At 69.6% G+C, this 21601-nt stretch carries 20 protein-coding genes and 1 tRNA gene; 14 read left to right on the top strand and 7 right to left on the bottom strand.

Translation table 11 applies throughout. The annotated features are described in order from the left end of the window. The first annotated feature begins 1 nt into the window (after position 1). Together ACFVRO_RS11980 and ACFVRO_RS11975 are read left to right on the top strand one after the other, a co-directional pair. On the top strand, positions 2-1012 hold the full coding sequence (locus tag ACFVRO_RS11980; RefSeq protein ID WP_386952549.1) for an alpha-ketoacid dehydrogenase subunit beta: 1011 nt from the start codon (positions 2-4) through the stop codon (positions 1010-1012). Beyond that, a complete protein-coding gene (locus tag ACFVRO_RS11975; RefSeq protein WP_386952546.1) occupies positions 1009-2358 on the top strand; it encodes a dihydrolipoamide acetyltransferase family protein in 1350 nt (449 codons plus the stop codon). Before ACFVRO_RS11980 ends, ACFVRO_RS11975 begins: the two co-directional genes overlap by 4 nt. On the opposite strand, the gene ACFVRO_RS11970 is transcribed toward ACFVRO_RS11975, so the two are convergent. Next, positions 2351-2944 carry a TetR/AcrR family transcriptional regulator gene (locus tag ACFVRO_RS11970; protein ID WP_344010156.1) on the bottom strand — a complete coding sequence of 198 codons (594 nt, stop codon included), beginning with the start codon at positions 2942-2944 and terminating at the stop codon, positions 2351-2353. The genes ACFVRO_RS11975 and ACFVRO_RS11970 overlap by 8 nt on opposite strands. 111 nt (positions 2945-3055) lie before the next feature. Between ACFVRO_RS11970 and ACFVRO_RS11965 the strand changes: the two genes are divergently transcribed. From ACFVRO_RS11965 to ACFVRO_RS11945, 5 genes are read left to right on the top strand one after another with little or no spacing between them, the layout of a single operon-like run. Next, on the top strand, positions 3056-4609 hold the full coding sequence (locus ACFVRO_RS11965) for a carboxyl transferase domain-containing protein (RefSeq protein WP_386952544.1): 1554 nt from the start codon (positions 3056-3058) through the stop codon (positions 4607-4609). 5 nt (positions 4610-4614) lie between these two features. Further along, on the top strand, positions 4615-6522 hold the full coding sequence (locus tag ACFVRO_RS11960; protein WP_386952542.1) for an acetyl/propionyl/methylcrotonyl-CoA carboxylase subunit alpha: 1908 nt from the start codon (positions 4615-4617) through the stop codon (positions 6520-6522). After that, on the top strand, positions 6519-7670 hold the full coding sequence (locus ACFVRO_RS11955) for an acyl-CoA dehydrogenase family protein (protein WP_386952541.1): 1152 nt from the start codon (positions 6519-6521) through the stop codon (positions 7668-7670). The genes ACFVRO_RS11960 and ACFVRO_RS11955 overlap by 4 nt, the downstream gene beginning before the upstream one ends. Before the next feature lie 44 nt (positions 7671-7714). Next, positions 7715-8200, top strand: a complete 486-nt coding sequence (locus ACFVRO_RS11950) for a MaoC family dehydratase (protein ID WP_386952538.1) — start codon at positions 7715-7717, stop codon at positions 8198-8200. Then, positions 8197-9003, top strand: coding sequence for an HpcH/HpaI aldolase/citrate lyase family protein (locus ACFVRO_RS11945; protein WP_386952535.1), 807 nt, complete (start codon positions 8197-8199; stop codon positions 9001-9003). Before ACFVRO_RS11950 ends, ACFVRO_RS11945 begins: the two co-directional genes overlap by 4 nt. Here the strand turns inward: ACFVRO_RS11945 and ACFVRO_RS11940 are convergent, their stop codons facing one another. From ACFVRO_RS11940 to ACFVRO_RS11930, 3 genes are read right to left on the bottom strand one after another with little or no spacing between them, the layout of a single operon-like run. Continuing rightward, the gene (locus tag ACFVRO_RS11940) at positions 9004-10311 is read right to left on the bottom strand and encodes an erythromycin esterase family protein (RefSeq protein ID WP_386952532.1); all 1308 of its coding nucleotides are present in this window, start codon (positions 10309-10311) and stop codon (positions 9004-9006) included. 3 nt (positions 10312-10314) lie between these two features. Then, the gene (locus tag ACFVRO_RS11935) at positions 10315-10902 is read right to left on the bottom strand and encodes a histidine phosphatase family protein (RefSeq protein WP_386952530.1); all 588 of its coding nucleotides are present in this window, start codon (positions 10900-10902) and stop codon (positions 10315-10317) included. Then, positions 10899-11729: a Sir2 family NAD-dependent protein deacetylase gene (locus ACFVRO_RS11930; RefSeq protein WP_341942187.1), complete on the bottom strand. Its 831-nt coding sequence runs from the start codon at positions 11727-11729 to the stop codon at positions 10899-10901. Before ACFVRO_RS11930 ends, ACFVRO_RS11935 begins: the two co-directional genes overlap by 4 nt. Before the next feature lie 79 nt (positions 11730-11808). Between ACFVRO_RS11930 and ACFVRO_RS11925 the strand changes: the two genes are divergently transcribed. Then, positions 11809-12609 (top strand): TrmH family RNA methyltransferase, encoded by an 801-nt coding sequence (locus tag ACFVRO_RS11925; protein WP_386952528.1) that lies wholly within the window; start codon positions 11809-11811, stop codon positions 12607-12609. Here the strand turns inward: ACFVRO_RS11925 and ACFVRO_RS11920 are convergent. Continuing rightward, entirely contained in the window at positions 12606-13430 is an 825-nt protein-coding gene (locus tag ACFVRO_RS11920) for an SGNH/GDSL hydrolase family protein (protein ID WP_386952525.1), read from the bottom strand. The genes ACFVRO_RS11925 and ACFVRO_RS11920 overlap by 4 nt on opposite strands. A 125-nt stretch (positions 13431-13555) precedes the next feature. Here ACFVRO_RS11920 and ACFVRO_RS11915 point away from each other — a divergent pair, with 125 nt between their 5' ends. Both ACFVRO_RS11915 and ACFVRO_RS11910 read left to right on the top strand, forming a co-directional pair. Beyond that, on the top strand, positions 13556-15298 hold the full coding sequence (locus ACFVRO_RS11915) for a DEAD/DEAH box helicase (protein WP_386952524.1): 1743 nt from the start codon (positions 13556-13558) through the stop codon (positions 15296-15298). 99 nt (positions 15299-15397) lie between these two features. Beyond that, positions 15398-16492 carry a VIT1/CCC1 family protein gene (locus ACFVRO_RS11910; RefSeq protein WP_386952521.1) on the top strand — a complete coding sequence of 365 codons (1095 nt, stop codon included), beginning with the start codon at positions 15398-15400 and terminating at the stop codon, positions 16490-16492. A 116-nt stretch (positions 16493-16608) separates the two neighbouring features. Here the strand turns inward: ACFVRO_RS11910 and ACFVRO_RS11905 are convergent. Beyond that, positions 16609-16691, bottom strand: a tRNA-Leu gene (locus ACFVRO_RS11905). 113 nt (positions 16692-16804) lie between these two features. Here ACFVRO_RS11905 and ACFVRO_RS11900 point away from each other — a divergent pair. Together ACFVRO_RS11900 and ACFVRO_RS11895 are read left to right on the top strand one after the other, a co-directional pair. Then, positions 16805-18100 (top strand): M20/M25/M40 family metallo-hydrolase, encoded by a 1296-nt coding sequence (locus ACFVRO_RS11900; protein WP_386952518.1) that lies wholly within the window; start codon positions 16805-16807, stop codon positions 18098-18100. Positions 18101-18140: 40 nt separating this feature from the next. Further along, entirely contained in the window at positions 18141-18968 is an 828-nt protein-coding gene (locus ACFVRO_RS11895; RefSeq protein ID WP_386952515.1) for an undecaprenyl-diphosphate phosphatase, read from the top strand. On the opposite strand, the gene ACFVRO_RS11890 is transcribed toward ACFVRO_RS11895, so the two are convergent. Beyond that, entirely contained in the window at positions 18958-19806 is an 849-nt protein-coding gene (locus tag ACFVRO_RS11890; protein WP_105675028.1) for a PAC2 family protein, read from the bottom strand. The two genes, ACFVRO_RS11895 and ACFVRO_RS11890, sit on opposite strands and share 11 nt — an antisense overlap. Positions 19807-19896: 90 nt before the next feature. On the opposite strand from ACFVRO_RS11890, the gene ACFVRO_RS11885 reads away from it, so the two are divergent. Beyond that, entirely contained in the window at positions 19897-20580 is a 684-nt protein-coding gene (locus ACFVRO_RS11885) for an HAD family phosphatase (protein ID WP_341942177.1), read from the top strand. Then, positions 20577-21596 carry a tRNA (adenine-N1)-methyltransferase gene (locus ACFVRO_RS11880; RefSeq protein WP_386952512.1) on the top strand — a complete coding sequence of 340 codons (1020 nt, stop codon included), beginning with the start codon at positions 20577-20579 and terminating at the stop codon, positions 21594-21596. The genes ACFVRO_RS11885 and ACFVRO_RS11880 overlap by 4 nt, the downstream gene beginning before the upstream one ends. Positions 21597-21601 lie beyond the last annotated feature (5 nt).

Below are 21601 nucleotides of genomic sequence, written 5' to 3'. Positions count from 1 at the left end.
CATGACCGAGCTCACTCTGGGCAAGGCCCTCGGCGCGGGTCTCCGGCAGGCGATGCGCGACGACGATCGCGTCGTCCTCCTCGGAGAGGACATCGGCAAGCTGGGCGGCGTCTTCCGGATCACGGACGGGCTCCTCGACGAGTTCGGCGCGAAGCGGATCATCGACACTCCTCTCGCGGAGTCGGGGATCGTCGGTGCGGCGGTCGGCCTCGCGTTCCGCGGCTATCGACCGGTCGTCGAGATCCAGTTCGACGGCTTCGTGTACCCGGCGTTCGACCAGATCGTGGCCCAGGTCGCGAAACTGCACTACCGCACCCAGGGCAGGGTCAAGATGCCGATCACGATTCGCATCCCCTGGGCCGGCGGCATCGGAGCGGCCGAGCACCACTCGGAGTCGCCCGAGGCGTACTTCGTGCACACGGCGGGCCTCCGCGTGGTCGCCGTCTCGAACCCCGAGGACGCCTACCGGAGCCTTCGACAGGCGATCGCCAGCGACGATCCCGTGATCTTCTTCGAGCCCAAGCGGCTCTACCACCACAAGGGCGAGGTCGATCTCGAGGCGCCGCTCGCCGATGCGCCGCCGATGGGGCTCGCCCGCGTCGTGCGCGAGGGGGCCGATGCCACGCTCATCACCTACGGCGCCATGGTGACGACGGCGCTGCAGGCGGCGGAGGCCGCGGAGGACGAAGGGATCTCCCTGGAGGTCATCGACCTGCGCTCCCTGTCGCCCGTCGACTACGACTCGGTCGCGGCATCCGTCCGCAAGACGGGTCGCGTCGTCGTCGCGCACGAGGCTTCTCGCGAGGCGGGGGTCGCCGCCGAGGTGATCGCGAGCATCACGGAACGCTGCTTCGAGTACCTCGAATCCGCGCCGTTGCGCGTGACGGGTCACGATGTGCCCTATCCGCCCGCGAAGCTGGAGAAGTACCACCTGCCCGACCTCGATCGCCTTCTCGACGCGGTCGATCGCGTGCTCGACCGCCCGCACAGCCTGACGGGGGCCGACGCATGATCGCCGAGTTCCGCCTGCCCGACCTGGGAGAAGGGCTCACCGAGGCAGAGGTGGTCCAGTGGCTCGTCGCGCCTGGCGACAGCGTGGCGTTGAATCAGAACCTCGCCGAGGTCGAGACCGCCAAGGCCATCGTCGAGCTGCCGTCGCCGTACGAGGGCATCGTTTCGACGCTGCACGCGGAGGCGGGGGAGACCGTCGCCGTCGGCGCACCGCTGATCGCCTTCGATGTCGCGGGCACGGAGGAGGCGCCTCCCGCGGGGGCCTCGGATGCCGAGGAGAAGGCGCAGCCGAACCTCGTCGGCTACGGCGCAGCACCGGCTCGCTCAGGACGTCCCGCTCGGCGTGCACGTCGGGTCGAAAGCCCGTCGACGACCGCGGACACCGCCGTGTTGGAGGCCGCACCGCATGATGCGCGGCCCAGCGTGAGCGTCGAGACCGTGATCGAGCGTCCTCGGTCGACACCGCCCGTGCGCGCCTATGCCAAGAGGCTCGGCGTCGACCTCGTCCTGGTGTCCGCCGTCGTGGGCGATCGCGTCATCACCCGCGATGACATCGACGAGTTCGCGCAGCGCGTCGGCATCCGCGCGGAGGAGGCGGAGACGACCGTGTCGGCTCCGCTCACCGCTGCGGCCATGGCTGACGATGACCGCGAACTCCGGATCCCCATCCGCGGCGTGCGCAAGCACACGGCGGCGGCGATGGTCGAGAGCGCGTTCACGGCTCCGCACGTCACGGTGTTCCACACCGTCGACGTCACCGCGACGATGGATCTTCTCGCATCGCTGCGGGAGGACCGCTCCCTGGCCGCGCACAGGATCGGCCCCCTGGCCGTGATCGCGAAGGCCGTGTGCCTGGCGCTCGGGCGGAACCGAGGGCTCAACTCGCGGTGGGACGAGGCCGCGGGTGAGATCGTGCAGCGCAATTACGTCGATCTCGGCATAGCCGCCGCGACCGAGCGGGGCCTCATCGTCCCGAACATCAGGGACGCGGAGCGCCTGACGCTGACCGAGCTCGCCGACGCGCTGAAGGCCCTCGCGGAGACCGCCCGTTCGGGGAAGACGTCCCCGGCCGAGCTCGCCGGCGGGACCTTCTCGATCTCGAACATCGGCGTGTTCGGAGTGGATGCCGGGACGCCGATCCTTCCCCCTGGCCAGTCGGGCATCCTCGCCGTCGGCGCCGTGCGTCGTCAGCCGTGGGAGTACCGTGGCGAGATCGCGCTGCGCCAGATGATGACTCTGAGCCTGTCGTTCGATCACCGCCTCGTCGACGGCGCGGAGGGAGCGCGGTTCCTCAAGGACGTCGCCGACATCCTCGAGGAACCGGGGCGGGCGATGCTGCTCAGGTAGTCGCGCGGAGAGCGGCCTCCGCCATCGCGGCCAGGACGGACGCGGTGGCGGAGTGGCTTCTCGCCGCAGAGCGGGTGGAGTGCGGCGTCGAGTTGATCAGACCGAAGCACGCCTGCACGCGCAGGCGGAGCTCATCGGACGACGTGTCGACGAGGGGACGCAGCGCCTCCATCCACAGCTCGATGTACGAGCGCTGCAGCCGACGCACGTCGGCGTGGTCGGACTCGGCGAGATGGGCGACGTCTCGATCCTGCACGCGGATGACCTCGGCGTTCCCCAACGCGAACTCGACGTGGAAGCCGATCAGCGCTCGCATCCGCTCTTCGCTGTCGTCGACCTCCTCGGAGACCCGGGTTCCGCCGGAGACGAGGTCCTGGCTGACCTTCACGAGGACGGCTCCGAGCAGCGCCTGCTTTCCGGCGAAGTGCCGGTACACGGCGGGCCCTGACACGCCGACGGCCGCCCCGATGTCCTCGAGGCTCACGCCGTTGTAGCCGCGTGCGGCGAACAGCTGCGCCGCCTCGCGGAGGATGGCGTCGGAGCGCTCGGCCTTGGCACGGTCTCGGGCGGTGAGCGGGCTTGTCATCTCAGTTAATCCTCGCTAACCTGAATCATCGGGTTAGTGAACACTAACCGAGAATGCGTGCGGCGCGCCACCGTGTGTCACACGCTCGCGTGGGTCGAGGAGGACGTCACGATGCAGATGACCCAGGAGTCCCTGGCTGAGGAGCTGCGCGAGCGGCTCTCCGCCGCGGCGCTCGGCGGCCCGGAGGCGTCGCGTGCGCGTCATATCTCGCGCGGAAAGCTCCTGCCGCGAGACCGTGTCGCGCGGCTGCTCGACGAGGGGAGTCCCTTCATCGAGGTCGCGCCCCTCGCGGCAGACGGTCTCTACGGGGGAGAGGCGCCGGGAGCCGGGGTGATCGCCGGCATCGGACTCGTGCACGGGCGTCACGTGATGGTCGTCTGCAACGATGCCACCGTCAAGGGCGGCACCTACTACCCGCTGACCGTGAAGAAGCACCTGCGCGCGCAGGAGATCGCTCTGGAGAACAGGCTGCCCTGTCTCTACCTCGTCGACTCCGGAGGCGCATTCCTCCCCAAGCAGGACGAGGTGTTCCCCGACCGCGACCACTTCGGTCGTATCTTCTTCAACCAGGCGCGCATGTCGGCAGCCGGGATCCCGCAACTGGCGGCCGTCCTCGGCTCGTGCACGGCGGGCGGAGCCTATGTCCCCGCGATGAGCGACGAGACGGTGATCGTCCGCGGACAGGGCACGATCTTCCTCGGCGGCCCGCCGCTGGTGAAGGCCGCGATCGGCGAGATCGTCAGCGCCGAGGAGCTGGGCGGGGGAGAGCTGCACGCTCGGCGCAGCGGCGTCGTCGACCACCTCGCCGAAGACGACGAGCATGCGCTGGAGATCCTCCGCGACATCGTCTCCACCCTGCCGGCCCCGCACGCTCCGGCCTGGGAGATCGTGCCGAGTCGTGATCCGGCGGAGACGTCCTCCCTGTACGAGGTCGTCCCCGTCGACGTGAACGCCGCCTACGACGTGCACGCGGTGATCGACCGTCTCATCGACGCGGACACCTTCCGGGAGTTCAAGTCCGAGTACGGGACCACGCTCGTCACCGGGTTCGCCCGACTGCACGGTCATCCCGTCGGCATCGTCGCGAACAACGGCGTGCTCTTCAGCGAGTCCGCCCTCAAGGGCGCGCACTTCATCGAGCTGTGCGATCAGCGCGGCATCCCTCTGCTCTTCCTGCAGAACATCTCCGGCTTCATGGTGGGTTCGGATGCCGAAGCCGGGGGCATCGCCAAGGACGGGGCCAAGATGGTCACCGCCGTCGCGAGCACTCGGGTGCCGAAACTCACCGTCATCATCGGCGGCTCCTTCGGGGCGGGCAACTACTCGATGTGCGGGCGTGCCTACTCGCCGCGATTCCTGTGGACGTGGCCGGCGAGCCGGATCTCCGTGATGGGCGGAGCACAGGCGGCCTCCGTGCTCGCGACCGTCAAAGAGGATCAGCTGACCGCTCGGGGGGAGTCGTGGAGCCAGGAGGAGCGCTCCGGGTTCGAGGCGCCGATCCGCGACCAGTACGAACAGCAGGGCGAGCCGTACTACGCCACGGCCCGCCTGTGGGACGACGGCATCATCGATCCCGAGAACACCCGCGACCTCCTCGGCCTCGCCCTGGACGTCGTGTCACGCAGCCCGCTGCCCGAACCGCGCTTCGGCGTCTTCCGGATGTGAGACTCATGAGCGACCACCTCTTCGACACCGTCCTCGTCGCGAACCGCGGCGAGATCGCACGCCGGGTCATCCGTACCCTGCGCGAGCTCGGCATCCGCAGTGTCGCGGTCTACAGCGATGCGGACGAGCAGTCGCCGCACGTCCGCGAGGCCGACGGGGCCGTGCGGGTGGGCCCTGCGCCCGCAGCGGAGTCGTACCTCGATATCGACGCCGTCATCGCGGCCGCCCGGACGGCGAGAGCCCAGGCGATACACCCTGGTTACGGATTCCTCTCCGAGAGCGTCGGTCTCGCCGAGGCCTGCGCAGAGAGCGGCATCACCTTCATCGGCCCCTCGGTCGAGGCACTGCAGATCATGGGAGACAAGGCCAGGGCGCGTGAGCACGTGACGCGATACGGCGTGCCCGTCGTCCCCGGCTTCGACGCCACGGGTCTCTCCGACATCGAGATCGCCGAGGAGGCGGAGCGGATCGGGTTCCCGCTCCTCGTCAAGCCCAGCGCGGGCGGGGGAGGGAAGGGCATGGAGGTCGTCGCCGACGCCTCCGCGCTCACCGCGGCCCTCGCGTCCGCGCGCAGGGTCGCCGCGTCCGCGTTCGGAGACGACTCGCTCGTCCTCGAACGCTTGATCCGCCGCCCTCGGCACATCGAGGTGCAGGTGTTCGGCGACCAGCACGGCACCGTGTTGGCGCTCGGCGAGCGGGAGTGCACGCTGCAGCGCCGTCATCAGAAGGTGATCGAGGAGGCGCCGTCCGCAGGCATGCCCGCCGAGACCCGCGAGAGGCTGCTCGCCGCGGCAGTGCGGGCCGCCGAGAGCGTCTCCTACGTCGGCGCCGGAACGGTCGAGTTCCTCATCGACGCGGATGAGCCCGATGAGGTCTTCTTCATCGAGATGAACACGCGTCTCCAGGTCGAGCATCCCGTGACCGAGGAGGTCACCGGACTCGATCTCGTCGCGCTGCAGCTCCGTGTCGCGGCCGGGGGACGACTCGACCCGGCGCCCCGTGTCCACGGACACGCGGTCGAGGCCCGGATCTATGCCGAGTCTCCGGAGCGGGGATTCCTGCCGTCCACCGGACGGGTGCTGCTCTTCGATCCGCCGCAGGGTGTGCGGGTCGACGCTGCGATCGAGACCGGAAGCGAGGTCACCGGGTTCTACGATCCGATGATCGCGAAGGTCATCGCCCTCGCCGCCGACAGGGTCACGGCGCTGCGCCGGCTGGATGAGGCGCTGAGCCGGACGGTCGTGCTCGGCGTCGACACCAACATCGACTTCCTCCGGACGCTGTGCCGAAACGAGAGGGTCATCGCCGGCGATCTCGACACCGGGCTCATCGAGACCCTCCTGCCGCTGCCTGTGCCCTCGCCCTCTGTGCGCATGCTCACCAGCGCGAGGGCCTGCGTGCAGGAAAACGCGCGGCCCGTCTCCGACGCGAGCGCCGTCTGGACCGCCCTCACGGAGAGGGATGCCGCAGACGTGGCGTTCCTCACGGATGACGACGCGCTGGTCGAGTCCGAAGCGGGGACGCCGTCGCAGTTGCCGACGGCGCTCGATGCCGACGGCGCGGTCTGGGTCGCCGAGGGCGGCCGCACGATGCGTCTTCGTCCCCTCGACCGTCGAGCACGGATGCGGCGACGCCTCGCGACAGCGCAGCGGGCCGCCGTCGCCACAGAGCCGGAAGGCCGCGCCCCCATGCCGGGCAGCGTCGTGGCGGTGCACGTCGCCGACGGGGAGCACGTCGCCGCCGGCACGCCGCTGCTGTCGATCGAGGCGATGAAGATGGAGCATCCGGTGCTCGCGCCGCACGACGGCACGGTGCATCTTCTGGTCGCCGTGGGCGATCAGGTGCGGCGCGACCAACCGGTCGCCCGCGTGACGACGAGCCCCCACGACGGGGCCGCAGAGGAGATCCGATGAGTGAAGATCTGAACGAGGACGAGCGCGAGCTCGCCGCCATGGTCCGGGAGTTCGCCGAGACCGTCGTCGCGCCGCAGTCCTACGAGGCCGACCGCACGCACACGCTTCCGATGGACGTCGTGGCGCAGATGGGCGAGCTGGGGCTGTTCGGCCTGCCGTTCCCTGAGGAGCACGGCGGTCAGGGCGGAGACTACTTCGCTCTGGGCATCGCGATCGAGGCGCTCGGGCGGGTGGATCAGTCCATCGCCATCACCCTGGAAGCCGGCGTCAGCCTCGGCGCGATGCCGGTGTTCCGATTCGGCACCGAGGAGCAGAAGCGCGAGCTGCTGCCCGATCTGCTGGCCGGCCGCGCCCTCGCCGGGTTCGGTCTGACCGAGCCGGAGGCGGGGAGCGACGCGGGCGCCACGCGCACCACCGCCCGCCTCGACGGCGATGAGTGGGTGATCGACGGCACCAAGCAGTTCATCACGAACTCCGGCACGCCCATCACGCGATTCGTCACCGTCACCGCCGTCACCGGGAACGAGGGCGGGCGCAAGGAGATCTCCACGATCATCGTGCTCAACGGCACGCCGGGGTTCACCGTCGAAGCGCCCTACGACAAGGTCGGCTGGAACGCCTCAGACACCCATCCGCTCACCTTCTCCGGGGTGCGCGTGCCCGCGGGCAACCTGCTCGGCGAACGGGGGAGCGGCTTCCGCAACTTCCTCAGCATCCTCGATGAGGGACGCATCGCCATCGCGGCCCTCTCGACCGGCGCCGCGGAGGGCTGCCTCGAAGCCGCCGTCGACTACGCCAAGAGCCGGACGATCTTCGGCAGCGCCCTGAGCACCCGCCAGAACGCGCAGTTCACGCTCGCACGCATGCGCGCACGTGTGCACACCGCTCGTCTCGCGTGGCACCACGCGGCCCGACTGCGCGATGCGGGGAAGCCCTTCGCCGAACAGGCGGCGATCGCCAAGCTCGTCGCGGGAGAAGCCGCGATGGACAACGCGCGCGACGCGACGCAGATCTTCGGCGGCAACGGCTTCATGAACGAGTTCCCCGTGGCACGGCACTACCGCGACTCCAAGATCCTCGAGATCGGCGAAGGGACGACCGAGGTGCAACTGCTCGTCATCGCCAGGGCGCTGGGTCTCGCCGGGTAGCGTGACAGCATGCCAGACGCACTGATCGACGGGAGGGCGGCGACGTGACCGCACGGGACATCATCCAGCGAGGTCTCTACTTCGAGGAGTTCGAGGTCGACGCCCGCTATCTGCATCGGCCTGGGCGCACGGCGACCGAAGCCGACAACGTGCTCTTCACGACCCTCACCATGAACACGCAGGCGCTGCATCTGGATGCCGCGTTCGCGCAGACCCAGGAGTTCGGCCAGCGGCTGATGAACTCCATGTGGACCCTGTCGACCATGGTGGGAGCATCCGTCGCCCAGCTCACCCAGGGGACCCTGGTGGCCCAGCTCGGTCTCGGCGACATCGCGTTCCCGCATCCGCTGTTCGCGGGGGACACGCTGTACACCGAGAGCACGATCGTCGCGAAGCGACCGTCGTCGTCCCGCCCCGGTCAGGGGATCGTCACGATCTCCCACACCGGGCGCAACGAGGACGGCACCGTCGTCGCGACCGCGAGCAGGACGGTCCTCGTCCGCTGCCGCCCCGAGGAGGAGAACCGATGACCTTCGAGCTCGGACCCGCGCTGCTGTTCTGCCCCGCCGATCGCCCTGAGCGGTTCCGCGGTGCACTGGAGAAGGCGGACGCCGTCATCCTCGATCTGGAGGACGCGGTCCTCCCCGAGGCGAAAGCGACAGCACGGGGCAACCTGATCGACGCCGACCTCGACCCCGACCGCGTCATCGTCAGGGTGAACGCTCCGGACACCGAGGCGTTCGTCTCCGACCTCGCCACCCTCGCTCAGACGGACTTCCGCACCGTGATGGTCGCCAAGACGGAGGACCCCGAGCGCCTCCACGCCTTCGACGAGCGCTACTCTCTCATCGCCCTGTGCGAGACCGCCCGAGGGATTCATGCGGCGGATCGCATCGCCGCGCATCCGCGAGTGGTCGCGATGATGTGGGGCGCGGAGGACCTCGTCGCCTCCCTCGGCGGCACGTCCAGCAGGACGCCGGATGGCGGCTACCGCGACATCGCCCGATATGCCCGCTCCCGTGTGCTGCTGGAGGCGGGAGCGCAGGGCAAGGCCGCCGTCGACGCCGTGCACATCGCGATCGACGACCTGCCGGCCCTCGCTCGAGAGGCGGCGGATGCCGCAGCATCCGGGTTCCGCGCCACCGCGTGCATCCACCCCTCGCAGGTCGCCACCATCAGGGACGCGTACCGCCCCGATGCCGCGACGGTCGACTGGGCGCATGCGGTGATCGCCGCGGCCGAGAGCGAGCGGGGCGTGTTCCGCTTCCAGGGCCGCATGATCGATGAGCCGGTGCTCCGGCACGCCCGCTCGGTGATCGACCGGGCCGGTTGATCACCGCCAGAGTCCGCGCTCGTCGATCCAGGTGTGCCACGGGCTGACGCGGTCGACGTGCAGGATCCCGTCGTAGGACGTGCGGATGTCTGCGAGCTCGACCTCGGGTCCGTTGTGCGTGCCCGTCACAAGGTCGACGGAGGCGGGAGCCCCGGCGAGGTCGACGAAGAACGACCCATCCGCGCGCGTGCTCAGCAGCGCGTCGAGCGTCTCCGCGCGCGGCGGATCCAGCTGCTGCACGAAGGGCGTCGAATGCCCGGGGGCGTCTGTCGGAGCGGGGCGGTGCAGCCATGCCGCACCGCCGCCGAACGTCGTGCCGATGACGCGCAGGTCGTCGCCCAGGCGTGCGCGGAGATGCGTGCCCACGGTCGCGAGAGGCTCGGTCACGAACGGCGGAGCGAGGTAGGGCGTCGTGCGGATGTGCCCGTTCGCCGCGAACAGGACCACGCGCTCCTCCCGCTGCAGGACCCACTCGACCGCGTCGGCCATCGCCGAATCGCGGATGTTCGCCGGCGCCCAGGTGCGTGACGCTCCCTCCGCCATCGCCGCGAGGAAGGCATCGGTGCTCCGTGCGAGTTCCGCGGCCCGCACGGCGACGTCGACCACGTCGGCATCGGCTCCCGCCTGCACGTAGTCGGTTCTCCGAGCTCTGACCCGCTCCGTCATGCCCGAGATCGCCGAGGTCATCGCGCGGCGCCGTTCCTCGGCGAGACCCAGGTAGGCGTGCAGGGCGGTGGCCGCTCTCGCGAGGCCGGAGCGGTCGGCGGGCAGGTACTCGAACTCGGGCAGCAGGCTGTCGCGCACGTGCCGGGCGTAGTGCGGATCCGCGGAGTCCAGGAACGTGACCACGTGCTGCACAGCCGGGAGCGATGAGGATGCCGAGTCGGGCACGTCCATCCCGTAGAAGCGCAGCGGCGCACCGGCGACCGTCTTCTCGCGCAGCCACACGACGAGGTCCAGCGTCTCCTGGCACTTGCCGAAGTGATAGGTGACGCCGTCGTTCAGGACGTCGCGCAGGCGCCCTTCGCCGGAGCGCACCCAGTCGTCGACCGTGAGCCCTTCGACGACGCCGCTCTCCAGAACGATCGCCGTGAAACCCGCCCGCTCGACGAGGAATCGCAGCAGCCTGTTCCGCCAGGCGAGGAATTCGTGCGTGCGGTGCATCGATTCGCCGAGAGCGACGACGCGTGCGTCGCCGACGAAGGACAGAAGCGGTTCCAGCCGCTCGTCGGGGACGTCGTCCGGATCGACCGCGTCGAAGGCGACGCGGCTGCGGCTGAGCCATTCCGTCGTCTCGTCGACGTCCATGGCTCAGAGGACGTAGGCCTGCTCGAGCAGGCGCAGCGAACCGGGTGACGCCTCGAAGCGGTGGATCGAGCCGTTCGCGAGCACCTCTCCTTCCCGGGGCAGGGTGCCGCCGGAGACGTGGTCGATCAGCGAGCGGATCACGCCGCCGTGCGAGACCACGATGAGGGACTCCGCCACCGGGGCGGAACGGCGGCGGGCTTCGCGCGCGATCCGATGCAGGGCCGCCAGAGCGCGGACCCCGACCTCGTCGAGGGTCTCGGCCCCGGGAACCTCGGCGTGCCAGTCTCCGTAGGAGGCGATGTAGTCGGGCACCAGCATCCCCTCGCCCTCGCCGAACTCCCTCTCGCGGAGGTCGGGCACGAGGTCGGGAGCGGGGAGGGCGAGCTCGGCGGCGATGATCTCCGCGGTCTCGCGGGCGCGCAGCAGGGGGCTGGCGTAGATCGCGTGATGCGTGGTCGCGCCGAGCTGCGACGCCGCCCACCGGGCGTCTCCGCGTCCGCTCTCGTTGAGCGGGATGTCGGTGGATCCCTGGATGCGCTTCTCCAGGTTCCAGTCGGTCTGACCGTGGCGGACGAGGGTGATGAGGGTCACAGCAGAAGCTCCTGGATGGCGGGGAGCACGACGCTCGTGCCCGCCGCGAGCGTGATGTCCGCCCACGAATCGGCACGGGTGGGCTCGTGGTTGACGATGACGAGAGGGATGCCGCGGCGACGTGCGCGCTCCACCAGGCGGACGCCGGAGTTCACGACGAGGGAGGAGCCGGCGACGATCATCGCGGAGCTGGCGCGCAGCAGCGATTCGGCCGCCTTGAACCTGTCCTGCGGGACGAACTCTCCGAAGAAGACGACGTCGGGCTTGAGCATCCCGCCGCACACGGTGCACACCGGCACCACGAAGCCCTCCGTGGTCTCCGGGAGGACGTCGCCGTCGGGGGCGAGCAGGACGTTCTCCGGCACGGCGATCCAGGGATTGCTCTCCTCGATCTGCACGGCGATGTCGCGGCGGTCGAAGACCTGGCCGCAGTGCAGGCACGTCACGCGGCGCATCGTCCCGTGCACCTCGATCACGTGCGAGCTGCCGGCGCGCAGATGCAGGCCGTCGACGTTCTGCGTGATGATGCCGCTCACGACGCCGCCGGATTCCAGTTCGGCGAGGGCGATGTGGCCGGCGTTCGGTTCGGCCTGCGCGAAGGCCCGCCAGCCGAGATGACCGCCCACCCAGTAGCGTCTGCGTGCGGCTTCGTCGCCGAGATAGCGCTGGATGGTCATGGGATCGGCGCGGGTGCGGGCGCCCTCGCCACGGTACGCGGGGATGCCCGAGTCCGTGGAGATGCCCGCTCCGGTGAGGAGCGCGACCTTCCGACCCCGGAGGAGATCGGCTGCCTGAGTGATCCGGGCATGCAGCTCGGTATCGGTCATCGCGGTCACGGAACCTCCCTGAGCGAGTCTACGACGCTCAGCGGAGGCGACGGCGTCGCACGTGCCACAGTGGAGGTCTATGGAACTCATCGACGTCACCTCGGCAGCGGACCCCCGGCTGGACGACTTCCGCGCCCTCACGGACACGGCGCTGCGGGCGGTGTCCGAGCCGGCGGGCGGCCTGTACATCGCCGAGTCCGCGAAGGTCATCGAGCGCGCGGTGGGTGCCGGCCACCGCCCGCGCTCCGTGATGGTGCAGAGGCGATGGGTCGACGGCATCTGCTCGCTTCTCGCGGAGCACGACGTCCCGGTCTACGTCGTCCCCGATGAGGTCGCCGAGGCGGTGACGGGGTTCGCGGTGCACCGTGGAGCTCTGGCCTCCATGCACAGGCCGCCGCTGCGCTCTGTCGCCGACGTCGTGGCCGGCGCCTCGCTGGTTCTGATCCTCGAGGCAATCGGCGACCACACCAACATCGGAGCGGCGTTCCGCGCGGCGGCGGGGCTCGGAGCGGATGCTGTGCTCGTGTCGCCGCGCTGCGCGGACCCGCTCTACCGACGGAGCGTGCGTGTCAGCATGGGGACGGTCTTCCAGGTGCCGTGGACCCGCATCACGGACTGGGACGCAGCGGTCGCCGACCTGCGGGCAGCGGACATCCGCCTGGCCGCGCTCGCGCTGCGAGACGACGCCGTGTCTCTCGACGCCTACGCCAAGAATCGACCGGAGAGGGTGGCGCTCATGATGGGCTCGGAGGGGGAAGGGCTCTCCGCCGACGCGCTCGCGAACGCCGACGCGATCGTGACCATCCCGATGACGGGCGGCGTTGATTCGCTCAACGTCGCCGCTGCGACAGCCGTCGCACTGTGGGCGATGAAGCCCTAGTCCTCGCGGCGGAGGAAAGGCGCAGGCTCCGGCCGCTTCGCCTCGACGTGGTCGCCGGACGACTGGTGGCGCAGGCGACGGAGCACCCAGGGCACCAGGTGCTCGCGCGCCCAGCCGAGATCTTCGGCCCTGGCCTCGCGCCAGGTGCGCACCGGAATCGGCTCCGGCTGCATGGCCTCGAGGTCGTTGGGCACGTTCAGCGCCCTGAGCACCATCCGGGCCACCTCGTGATGACCCAGTGCGTTGTAGTGCAGTCGGTCGTCGTCGAAGAAGCGCATGTCCTGGACGACCTTGAGCGCCCACTGATCGGCGACGATGCAGTCGTGGCGGTCGGCGATCGCGCGGACGTTCTCGTTGTAGATGGCGACCTTGCCGCGGAACGGGCGGAACACGGGGGTGAAGCCGGTGTCGATGCCCGTGAACAGGACGATCGCCGCGCCCGTCGACGCCAGACGCGTGATGGCGTCCTCCAGCTGCACCGCGATCGCGTCGGGATCGGTGCCGGGGCGGATCACATCGTTGCCGCCGGCGCAGATCGAGATGAGGTCGGGTCGCAGCGCGACAGCGGGCTCGATCTGATCCTCGACGATCTGCGCGATGAGCTTCCCGCGCACGGCGAGGTTCGCGTAGGCGAAGTCGTCGACCTGCTCGGAGAGCACGGCGGCCACGCGATCCGCCCAGCCCCGGTGACCCCCGGGCACCGAGGGATCGGGATCGCCGATGCCTTCGGTGAACGAGTCGCCCACGGCGACGAAGCGCCGCCACGGATGCGAGGTCTCGTTGGCCACGTAGGGGGTCCGAGTCGAATCCTGGTCTGTCATCCAGCTCTCCTTCGCGAACGAGCGCCGTCCATTGATCGCGGCGGCGCAGTGTCCGAGCCTACCCGGCAATCGCTCGCCACGGCGGGCGCGCGTCGAGTGTCGGAGGCGGCGTTATCGTTGAAGGGATGCTTTCCCCCTCCTTTCCTCAGCGCGCCCCGTGGGGTACCGCGAACAAGCTGCGGGCCTGGCAGCAGGAGGCGCTGGAGCAGTACTTCCAGGCGGATCAGCGGGACTTCCTCGTCGCCGCGACGCCGGGCGCAGGCAAGACGACTTTCGCCCTCACCCTCGCGGTCGAACTCATGCGCATCGGCGAGGTCAACCGCATCATCGTCGTGGCGCCGACGGAGCATCTCAAGACCCAGTGGGCCGACGCCGCGGCGCGCGTGCACATCCGGCTCGATCCGCACTTCAAGAACAGCCACTGGGCGCCGGCGCGGCACTATCAGGGCGTGGTGGTGACCTACGCGCAGGTGGCCGCGAAGTCCTCCGTGCACCGGCATCTGACCGAAGACGCGAAGACCCTGGTGATCCTCGACGAGGTGCACCACGGCGGCGACGCGCTGAGCTGGGGCGACGCGATCCGCGACGCCTACGGACCAGCGAAGCGCCGTTTGCTGCTGTCGGGTACTCCGTTCCGCAGCGACACCGCTCCGATCCCGTTCGTCGAGTACCTGCCCGACGAGTCCGGAGCCCGCATCTCGAGCACCGACTTCAGCTACGGCTACGGACGCGCGCTGGCCGATGGCGTCGTGCGTCCCGTGCTGTTCCACATGTACGCGGGCAAGATGCGCTGGCGAACGAGCGCGGGGGATGAGCTCGAGGCGCACCTCGGGCAGGACAACACCAAGGACGTCAACTCCCAGGCCTGGCGCACCGCTCTCGATCCGGAGGGCTCGTGGATGCCCGCGGTGCTGTCGGCCGCGGATCGTCGTCTCACCGAGATCAGGCACCACATCCCTGACGCGGGCGGTCTCGTGCTCGCGACGGATCAGACGGTCGCGCGCGCCTATGCGAAGATCCTGCACGGCATCACGGGCCGGCAGCCGACGATCGTGCTGTCGGACGACGCCTCCGCGTCCGAGCGGATCGAGAAGTTCTCCGCCACCGACGAGCGCTGGATGGTCGCCGTCCGCATGGTGTCGGAGGGCGTGGATGTGCCTCGCCTCGCGGTCGGCGTGTACGCCACGTCATCCTCCACGCCGCTGTTCTTCGCGCAGGCGATCGGCCGCTTCGTGCGCGCCCGCAGGAGGGGTGAGGCCGCGAGCGTCTTCCTGCCGAACGTCCCTGTGCTCATGGGGCTCGCCAATGAGCTGGAGAAGCAGCGCGACCACGCGCTCGATCGCCAGGATAAGGATGCCGACGGCCTCGACGACTCCCTGCTGGAGAGCGCGAACCGCGAGGACGACGCCTCCGATGCGCTGACGCAGGAGTTCAGCTACCAGGCGATCTCCTCGGTCGCCCACTTCGACAGGGTGGTCTTCGACGGCAAGGAGTTCGGCCAGCTCGCCGAGCCCGGCACTCCGGAGGAGGAGGAGTTCATCGGATTCCCCGGGCTCCTCGAACCGGAGCACGTGCACGAGCTCCTGATGCAGCGCCAGGCGCGCCAGTCCCGTCTGCGGGAGACGCGCGAGGCGACGGCGGATCCGCTCGAGACCACGACGCTCCCCGCGCCCCTGCATCGCACTCTCAAAGAGCAGCGGCAGCTGCTGAACAGCCTCGTCGGCCTCTATGCGCGCCAGACCGGCGAGCCCCACGGATCGGTGCACGCCGAGCTCCGTCGCATCTGCGGCGGCCCCGCGGTCGCTCAGGCCACGGTGACGCAGCTCCAGTCGCGCATCGAGGTGCTGCGCAAGCGCGTGCGCTCCTGACCTTCGGAAACCCGAAATCCTGGCAATCCTCGCCTGAGTGGGAGCCGCCGCCGCCCTCCCGGATAGCGTTGAACGGTTGTCCCCGACCAGGAGGAAAGCATGACAGCCCCCGCTGCCGCAGAGCCCACCACCGCCGACCGCCGCCGCTGGGCGCGCTACCTCGTGGAGGAGCGCGCCGAGGGCCTCGTGTACCAGAAGCTCGCCGCCAGACGCACGGGCGAGGAGCGCGAGATCCTGCTCAGCCTCGCGGATGCCGAGCGTCGCCACGAGCAGCACTGGCTCGACCTTCTCGGTGAGGAACCCGCACGTCTGCCCAAGGCCGGTCTGCGCTCCCGCACCCTCGGCTGGATGGCCGGGCGGTTCGGCTCGATCTTCGTGCTCGCCCTCGCGCAGAGCGCAGAGGCCCGATCACCGTACGACACCGAGAAGTGGGCGACGCCGGCGATGCGCGCCGACGAGAAGGTGCACTTCGAGGTCGTCAGAGGGCTCGCCGCACGCGGACGCAGACGGCTCTCCGGTTCCTTCCGCGCTGCGGTGTTCGGCGCGAACGACGGTCTCGTCAGCAACCTCGCCCTCGTGCTCGGCATCGGGGCGACCGGAGTCAGCTCCGGTTTCGTGCTGTTCAGCGGCATCGCGGGACTGCTCGCCGGCGCCCTGTCGATGGGCGCGGGGGAGTTCGTGTCCGTCCGCTCCCAGCGTGAGCTGCTGGCCGCCACGGAGGCGAACGAGGATGCCGCGGCCTCCGCCGGCGATCTCGACATCGACGAGAACGAGCTTGCCCTCGTGTATCGCGCCCGGGGAATGGAGCAGGAGGAGGCCCTGCGACGCGCACATCGGATCGTGGCCGCCGCCCGCGCGGGCGTTCAGCGGACGACGACCGGACCCGTGCGCACCCAGGGAGACGACCACGAGATCGTGGGAAGCGACTGGACGGCCGCCATCTCGAGTTTCCTGCTGTTCGCATCAGGAGCGATCATTCCCGTGCTGCCGTGGATCTTCGGCCTGCAGGGGACGACGGCCGTCGTGGTCGCCCTGGTCCTGGTAGGCGTGGCGCTGCTCTCCACGGGCGCGATGGTCGGCATCCTGTCGGGCGGTCCACCGCTGCGGCGCGCCCTGCGCCAGTTGGCGATCGGCTTCGGCGCCGCCGCCATCACCTACGTGCTCGGACTGGTGTTCGGAGTCGGCGCGGTCTGAGACCGCGCCGGCCCCGGCCGCGCCGTTCTCGTGCACTGCACGCGCGACGAATCCGCACGCGCGACGAAACGAAGAAGAGCCCCGATCCAACCGGATCGGGGCTCTTCTTCGTTCTGTGCGCGGAGGGGGACTTGAACCCCCACGCCCTTACGGGCACTACGACCTCAACGTAGCGCGTCTACCATTCCGCCACCCGCGCAGGTGTTGGATGTTCGTTGCCGAACGAAGATTTACATTAGCACGAGCGGAGGGGGACTCCGAAACCGGCGGCGACGCCCGGGCGCGCCTCGGCCGTTCGATAGCCTTGAACGCATGACAGATCCGTCGCTCCCCGAGGTCGTCCGCATCGCCAGCGATCTGATCCGCTTCGACACCTCGAACTTCGGCGGCGGCAACGCCAAGGGGGAGCGTGAGGCGGCCGAGTACGTCGGGCGCTACCTGGAGGGTCTCGGACTCGACGTCGAGTACTACGAGCCGATCGACAGGCGCACGAACGTCATGGCCCGCGTTCCCGGCCGTGACTCCAGCAAGCCCGCGCTCGTCGTGCACGGGCATCTCGACGTGGTCCCCGCGATGGCCGAGGACTGGAGCGTCGACCCCTTCGCCGGCGTGGTGAAGGACGGCATGCTGTGGGGCCGCGGCGCCGTGGACATGAAGAACATGAACGCCATGATCCTCACCGCCGTCGCCGACATCCTCCGCGCGGGAGAGCAGCCGGAGCGCGACCTCGTGCTCGCGTTCTTCGCCGACGAGGAGAACGGCGGCGTCGAGGGGTCGGCCCTCGTCGTGCAGAACAGACCGGAGTGGTTCGCTGGGGCGACCGAGGCCATCAGCGAGGTCGGCGGCTACTCGATCACGGTCGACGACCACCGGGCGTACCTGCTGCAGGTCGGCGAGAAGGCGCTGATCTGGATCCGCCTCGTCGCCAAGGGGCGTGCGGGGCACGGCAGCCGCCTGCATGAGGACAACGCGATCACCAAGCTCGCGGAGGCGGTGTCGGCGATCGGGCGGACCCGCTGGCCGATCAGGCTCACCCCGACGACGGAGGCGCTCCTGGAGGGGCTCAGCGAGCTCACCGGACGCTCCGTGGAGGATCCGGACGCCCTCGCCGCCGCCGCGGGTCCCGCTGAGGCGTTCCTCCGCTCGACCTTCCGCACAACGACCAATCCCACCGTGCTGACGGCGGGGTACAAGCACAACGTCATCCCGGAGCGAGCCGAGGCGCTGATCGACGTCCGTGTCATCCCCGGCACCGAAGACGACGTGCTCGCCCAGCTCCAGCAGATCGTCGGCGACGAGATCGCCATCGAGATCGTGGTGCAGGACATCGGCATGGAGACGGGCTTCGAGGGCGACCTCGTCGACGCGATGGTGGCGAGCATCGGCGCGCACGACCCTGGTGTCCCCGTCATCCCGTACCTTCTGGGTGCAGGGACCGACAACAAGGCGCTCGCTTATCTGGGCATCACCGGGTACGGGTTCGCCCCGCTCAGGCTCCCGGCCGATCTCGACTTCACAGGCATGTTCCACGGAGTCGATGAGCGCGTGCCCGTAGAATCGCTTGTCTTCGGTCAGCGCGTGCTGGCCGATCTGCTGCGCTCGTACTGAGCCGACGCCGTACGGCGCATCCATGATCTGAAGGCCCTTCATGCACCTGCTCGAAGCACTCATCCTCGGCATCGTGCAGGGACTCACCGAGTTCCTGCCGATCTCGTCCAGCGCGCACCTGCGCATCGTCGGCAGCTTCCTGCCCTCAGGCGAGGACCCGGGCGCCGCGTTCACCGCCATCACGCAGATCGGCACGGAAGCGGCCGTGGTCGTGTTCTTCTGGCGGGACATCGTCCGGATCATCTCGCGATGGTTCCAGTCCCTCGCGGGCAAGGTGCCGCGGAACGATCCGGATGCGCGCATGGGCTGGCTGATCATCATCGGCAGCATCCCGATCGTCGTCCTCGGCATTGTGTTCAAGGATCAGATCGAGACGGTGTTCCGGTCCCTGTGGATCGTGGCCGTGATGCTCATCGTGTTCGGCATCCTGCTCGGCATCGCCGACTACGTCGGAGCCAAGCGGCGCACTCTGAACAACCTGACCTACCCCCACGGCATTGCTTACGGCTTCGCTCAGGCGCTCGCTCTCGTCCCCGGAGTTTCGCGCTCGGGCGGCACCATCACGATGGGGCTGTTCCTGGGGTACGAGCGCGCCGCGGCAGCCCGGTACGCGTTCCTGCTCGCGATCCCTGCGGTCTTCGGCAGTGGCTTCTACCAGCTCGTCGACAAGTGGGACGAGCCGAACCAGCACTTCTCGTTCGGGGAGACGCTCGCGGCCACCGGCATCGCCTTCGTCGTCGCCCTCGGCGTGATCGCGTTCTTCATGAACTGGATCTCCAAGCGCAGCTTCATGCCGTTCGTGGTCTACCGCATCCTTCTCGGCACCGCGCTGCTGATCCTGCTCGGAACGGGCGTGATCAGCGCTTGAGGTCTCCCGGCCCGTCGCCACGGCGGCGCAGGTAGCGCTCGAAGGCCTGCGCGATCGCGTCGCCGGAGGCGTCGGGGGAGTCCCAGGTGTCGCGGGTGCGCTCCAGCTGGCGGATGTACTCCGTCATGTCCTCGTCGTCGGCCGCGGCCGCGTCAATCGACGCCTCCCACGCGGCGGCCTCGGTGCGCAGATGGTCGCGGGGAACGTCGACTCCGGTGAGCTCTTCGAGTCGATCCAGGAGCGCGAGCGTGACCTTGGGGGAGGGCGTCGCCGTCGCCACGTAGTGCGGAACGCTCGCCCAGAGGCTCGCGGTGGGGATCCCGGCGTTCTCGGCGAAGTGCTCGAACACGCTGAGGATGCCGACCGGCCCCTCGTACAGCGAGCGCTCGAGCCCGTGCGCCTCGCGGACCTCGTCGTTCTGACTCGACGCGAAGATCGAGATCGGCCGCGTGTGCGGGACGTCGGAGAGCATGGCCCCGAGCGTGACGAGACCCGAGACGTCGTCGCGCAGGGCGACGTCGATGAACTCGGAGGCGAAGGCCTGCCAGGTGCGAGCGGGCTCGACACCCGTGAGGAGCCAGAACTCCGGTCCGGGACCCGGATCACGCGGGCGCCAGAGCCCTGCCTCGGGCCACGTGAGCTGTCGTCGGCCCTCGGCATCCATCTTCGTCGCAGGGCGCGTGTACTGATAGTCGAAGTAGAGCTCGGGATCGATCGAGTGCACGAGGTCGTACTCGGTCATGTCGCGGAGTGCGGCGATGGCGCCGCTCGCTGCTTCGCCGGCGTCGTTCCAGCCGTCGAAGGCGGCGATGATGATGCGCGAGCCGAGAACATCCATCGTGAGCTCCCTTCGTGACGGTGGATGGGTATCCCTCAAGGCTAGTCCGAGGCGGCGGGTCCCGGGCGGAGCCACGGCTAACATGGACCGGTGAGCAGACAGCCGGGCGCAGTCCTCTGGGACATGGATGGAACACTCGTCGACACCGAGCCGTATTGGATGGCGGCGGAGACGGCGTTGATCGAGTCTTTCGGCGGAACCTGGACCCATGAGGACGCTCTGCAGCTCGTCGGCAGCGGACTCATCGACAGCGCGATCATCATTCAGAATGCGGGGGTCGAGATGGATGCGGAGGCGATCGTCTCGCATCTCACGGATGCCGTGCAGGAGTCTCTGCGCACGCAGGGAGTGCCCTTCCGCCCGGGAGCGCGTGAGCTGCTCCAGGACCTCCGCGACGCCGGCATCCCGACGGCCCTCGTCACCATGTCGCTCCGGCGGATGGCTCTGAGCGTCGTCGAGCTCATCGACTTCGAGGCCTTCGACATCGTCGTCGCCGGTGACGACGTGGACAACGCCAAACCGCACCCCGAGCCCTATCTGCAGGCGGCGGCGCTCCTGGGCGTCGACATCGCCGATGCGGTCGTGATCGAGGATTCCCCGACCGGTCTGCGCGCCGGAATCGCCTCCGGAGCGGTCGCCCTCGGGGTGCCGCACATCGTCCCGCTCGACGGGGTCGGCGCACACGAGCTCTGGCCCACACTGGCCGACCGCGGCGCGACCGACCTCTCCGAGCTCTTCACCCGCATCACGTCCCTGACAGGAGCCACCCGATGACCCTCTCCAGCGCACAGCGCCCCAGCGGCCCCTTCCGCGAAGGCGACCGCGTGCAGCTGACGGGGCCGAAGGGGCGCCTGCACACGGTGACCCTCAAAGAGGACGGCGAGCTGCACACGCACCAGGGCGTCCTCCGTCACCGGGATCTGATCGGCCTGCCAGACGGCTCGGTCGTGGCGAACAGCTCCGGGCACGACTACCTCGCACTCCGCCCCCTTCTGCGCGACTTCGCGATGTCGATGCCGCGCGGCGCGGCGATCGTGTATCCGAAGGACGCGGCGCAGATCGTCATGCAGGCCGACATCTTCCCCGGCGCCGTCGTGGTCGAGGCCGGGGTCGGCTCCGGCGCCCTGTCGCTCTCCCTTCTGCGTGCGATCGGCCCGGCCGGACGACTCGTGTCCTTCGAGCGTCGCGACGACTTCGCCGACGTCGCACGCGGCAACGTCACGACCTTCTTCGGCGAGACCCCGCAGACCTGGGACGTCGTGGTGGGCGACCTGGCCGAGGAGCTCCCCTCCCAGTTCCCCGCGGGGAGCGTCGACCGCGTCGTGCTCGACATGCTCGCCCCGTGGGAGTGCATGGATGTCGTGGCCGACGCGCTGACCCCCGGCGGCGTGGTGCTCTGCTACGTGGCCACCGCAACGCAGCTGTCCCGCGTCGCCGAGTACATCCGCGGGACCGGGCTGTTCACCGATCCCGACGCCTCGGAGACGATGGTGCGCGGCTGGCACGTCGAGGGCCTCGCCGTGCGCCCCGATCACCGCATGGTCGCCCATACCGGCTTCCTGCTGACCGCCCGCCGCCTCGCACCCGGTGCTGTGGCGCCGTCTGTGAAGCGCAGAGCGTCGAAGAGCAGCTATGGGGACGAGGACGTCGAGCTCTGGACCCCCGGCGCGGTCGGCGACAGGGAGATCAACGACAAGAACCTCCGCAAGCGCGCACGCGAGGCCGCGAAAGCCGCGGACGGCGCGCGCCTCGCCGCGACATCGCGCGAATCGGACGCGCCGACGGAATAGACTTG

This window comes from Microbacterium sp. NPDC057944, assembly GCF_042887445.1.
GTDB lineage: Bacteria > Actinomycetota > Actinomycetes > Actinomycetales > Microbacteriaceae > Microbacterium > Microbacterium natoriense.
This window is presented reverse-complemented; position numbering and strand designations above follow the sequence as displayed.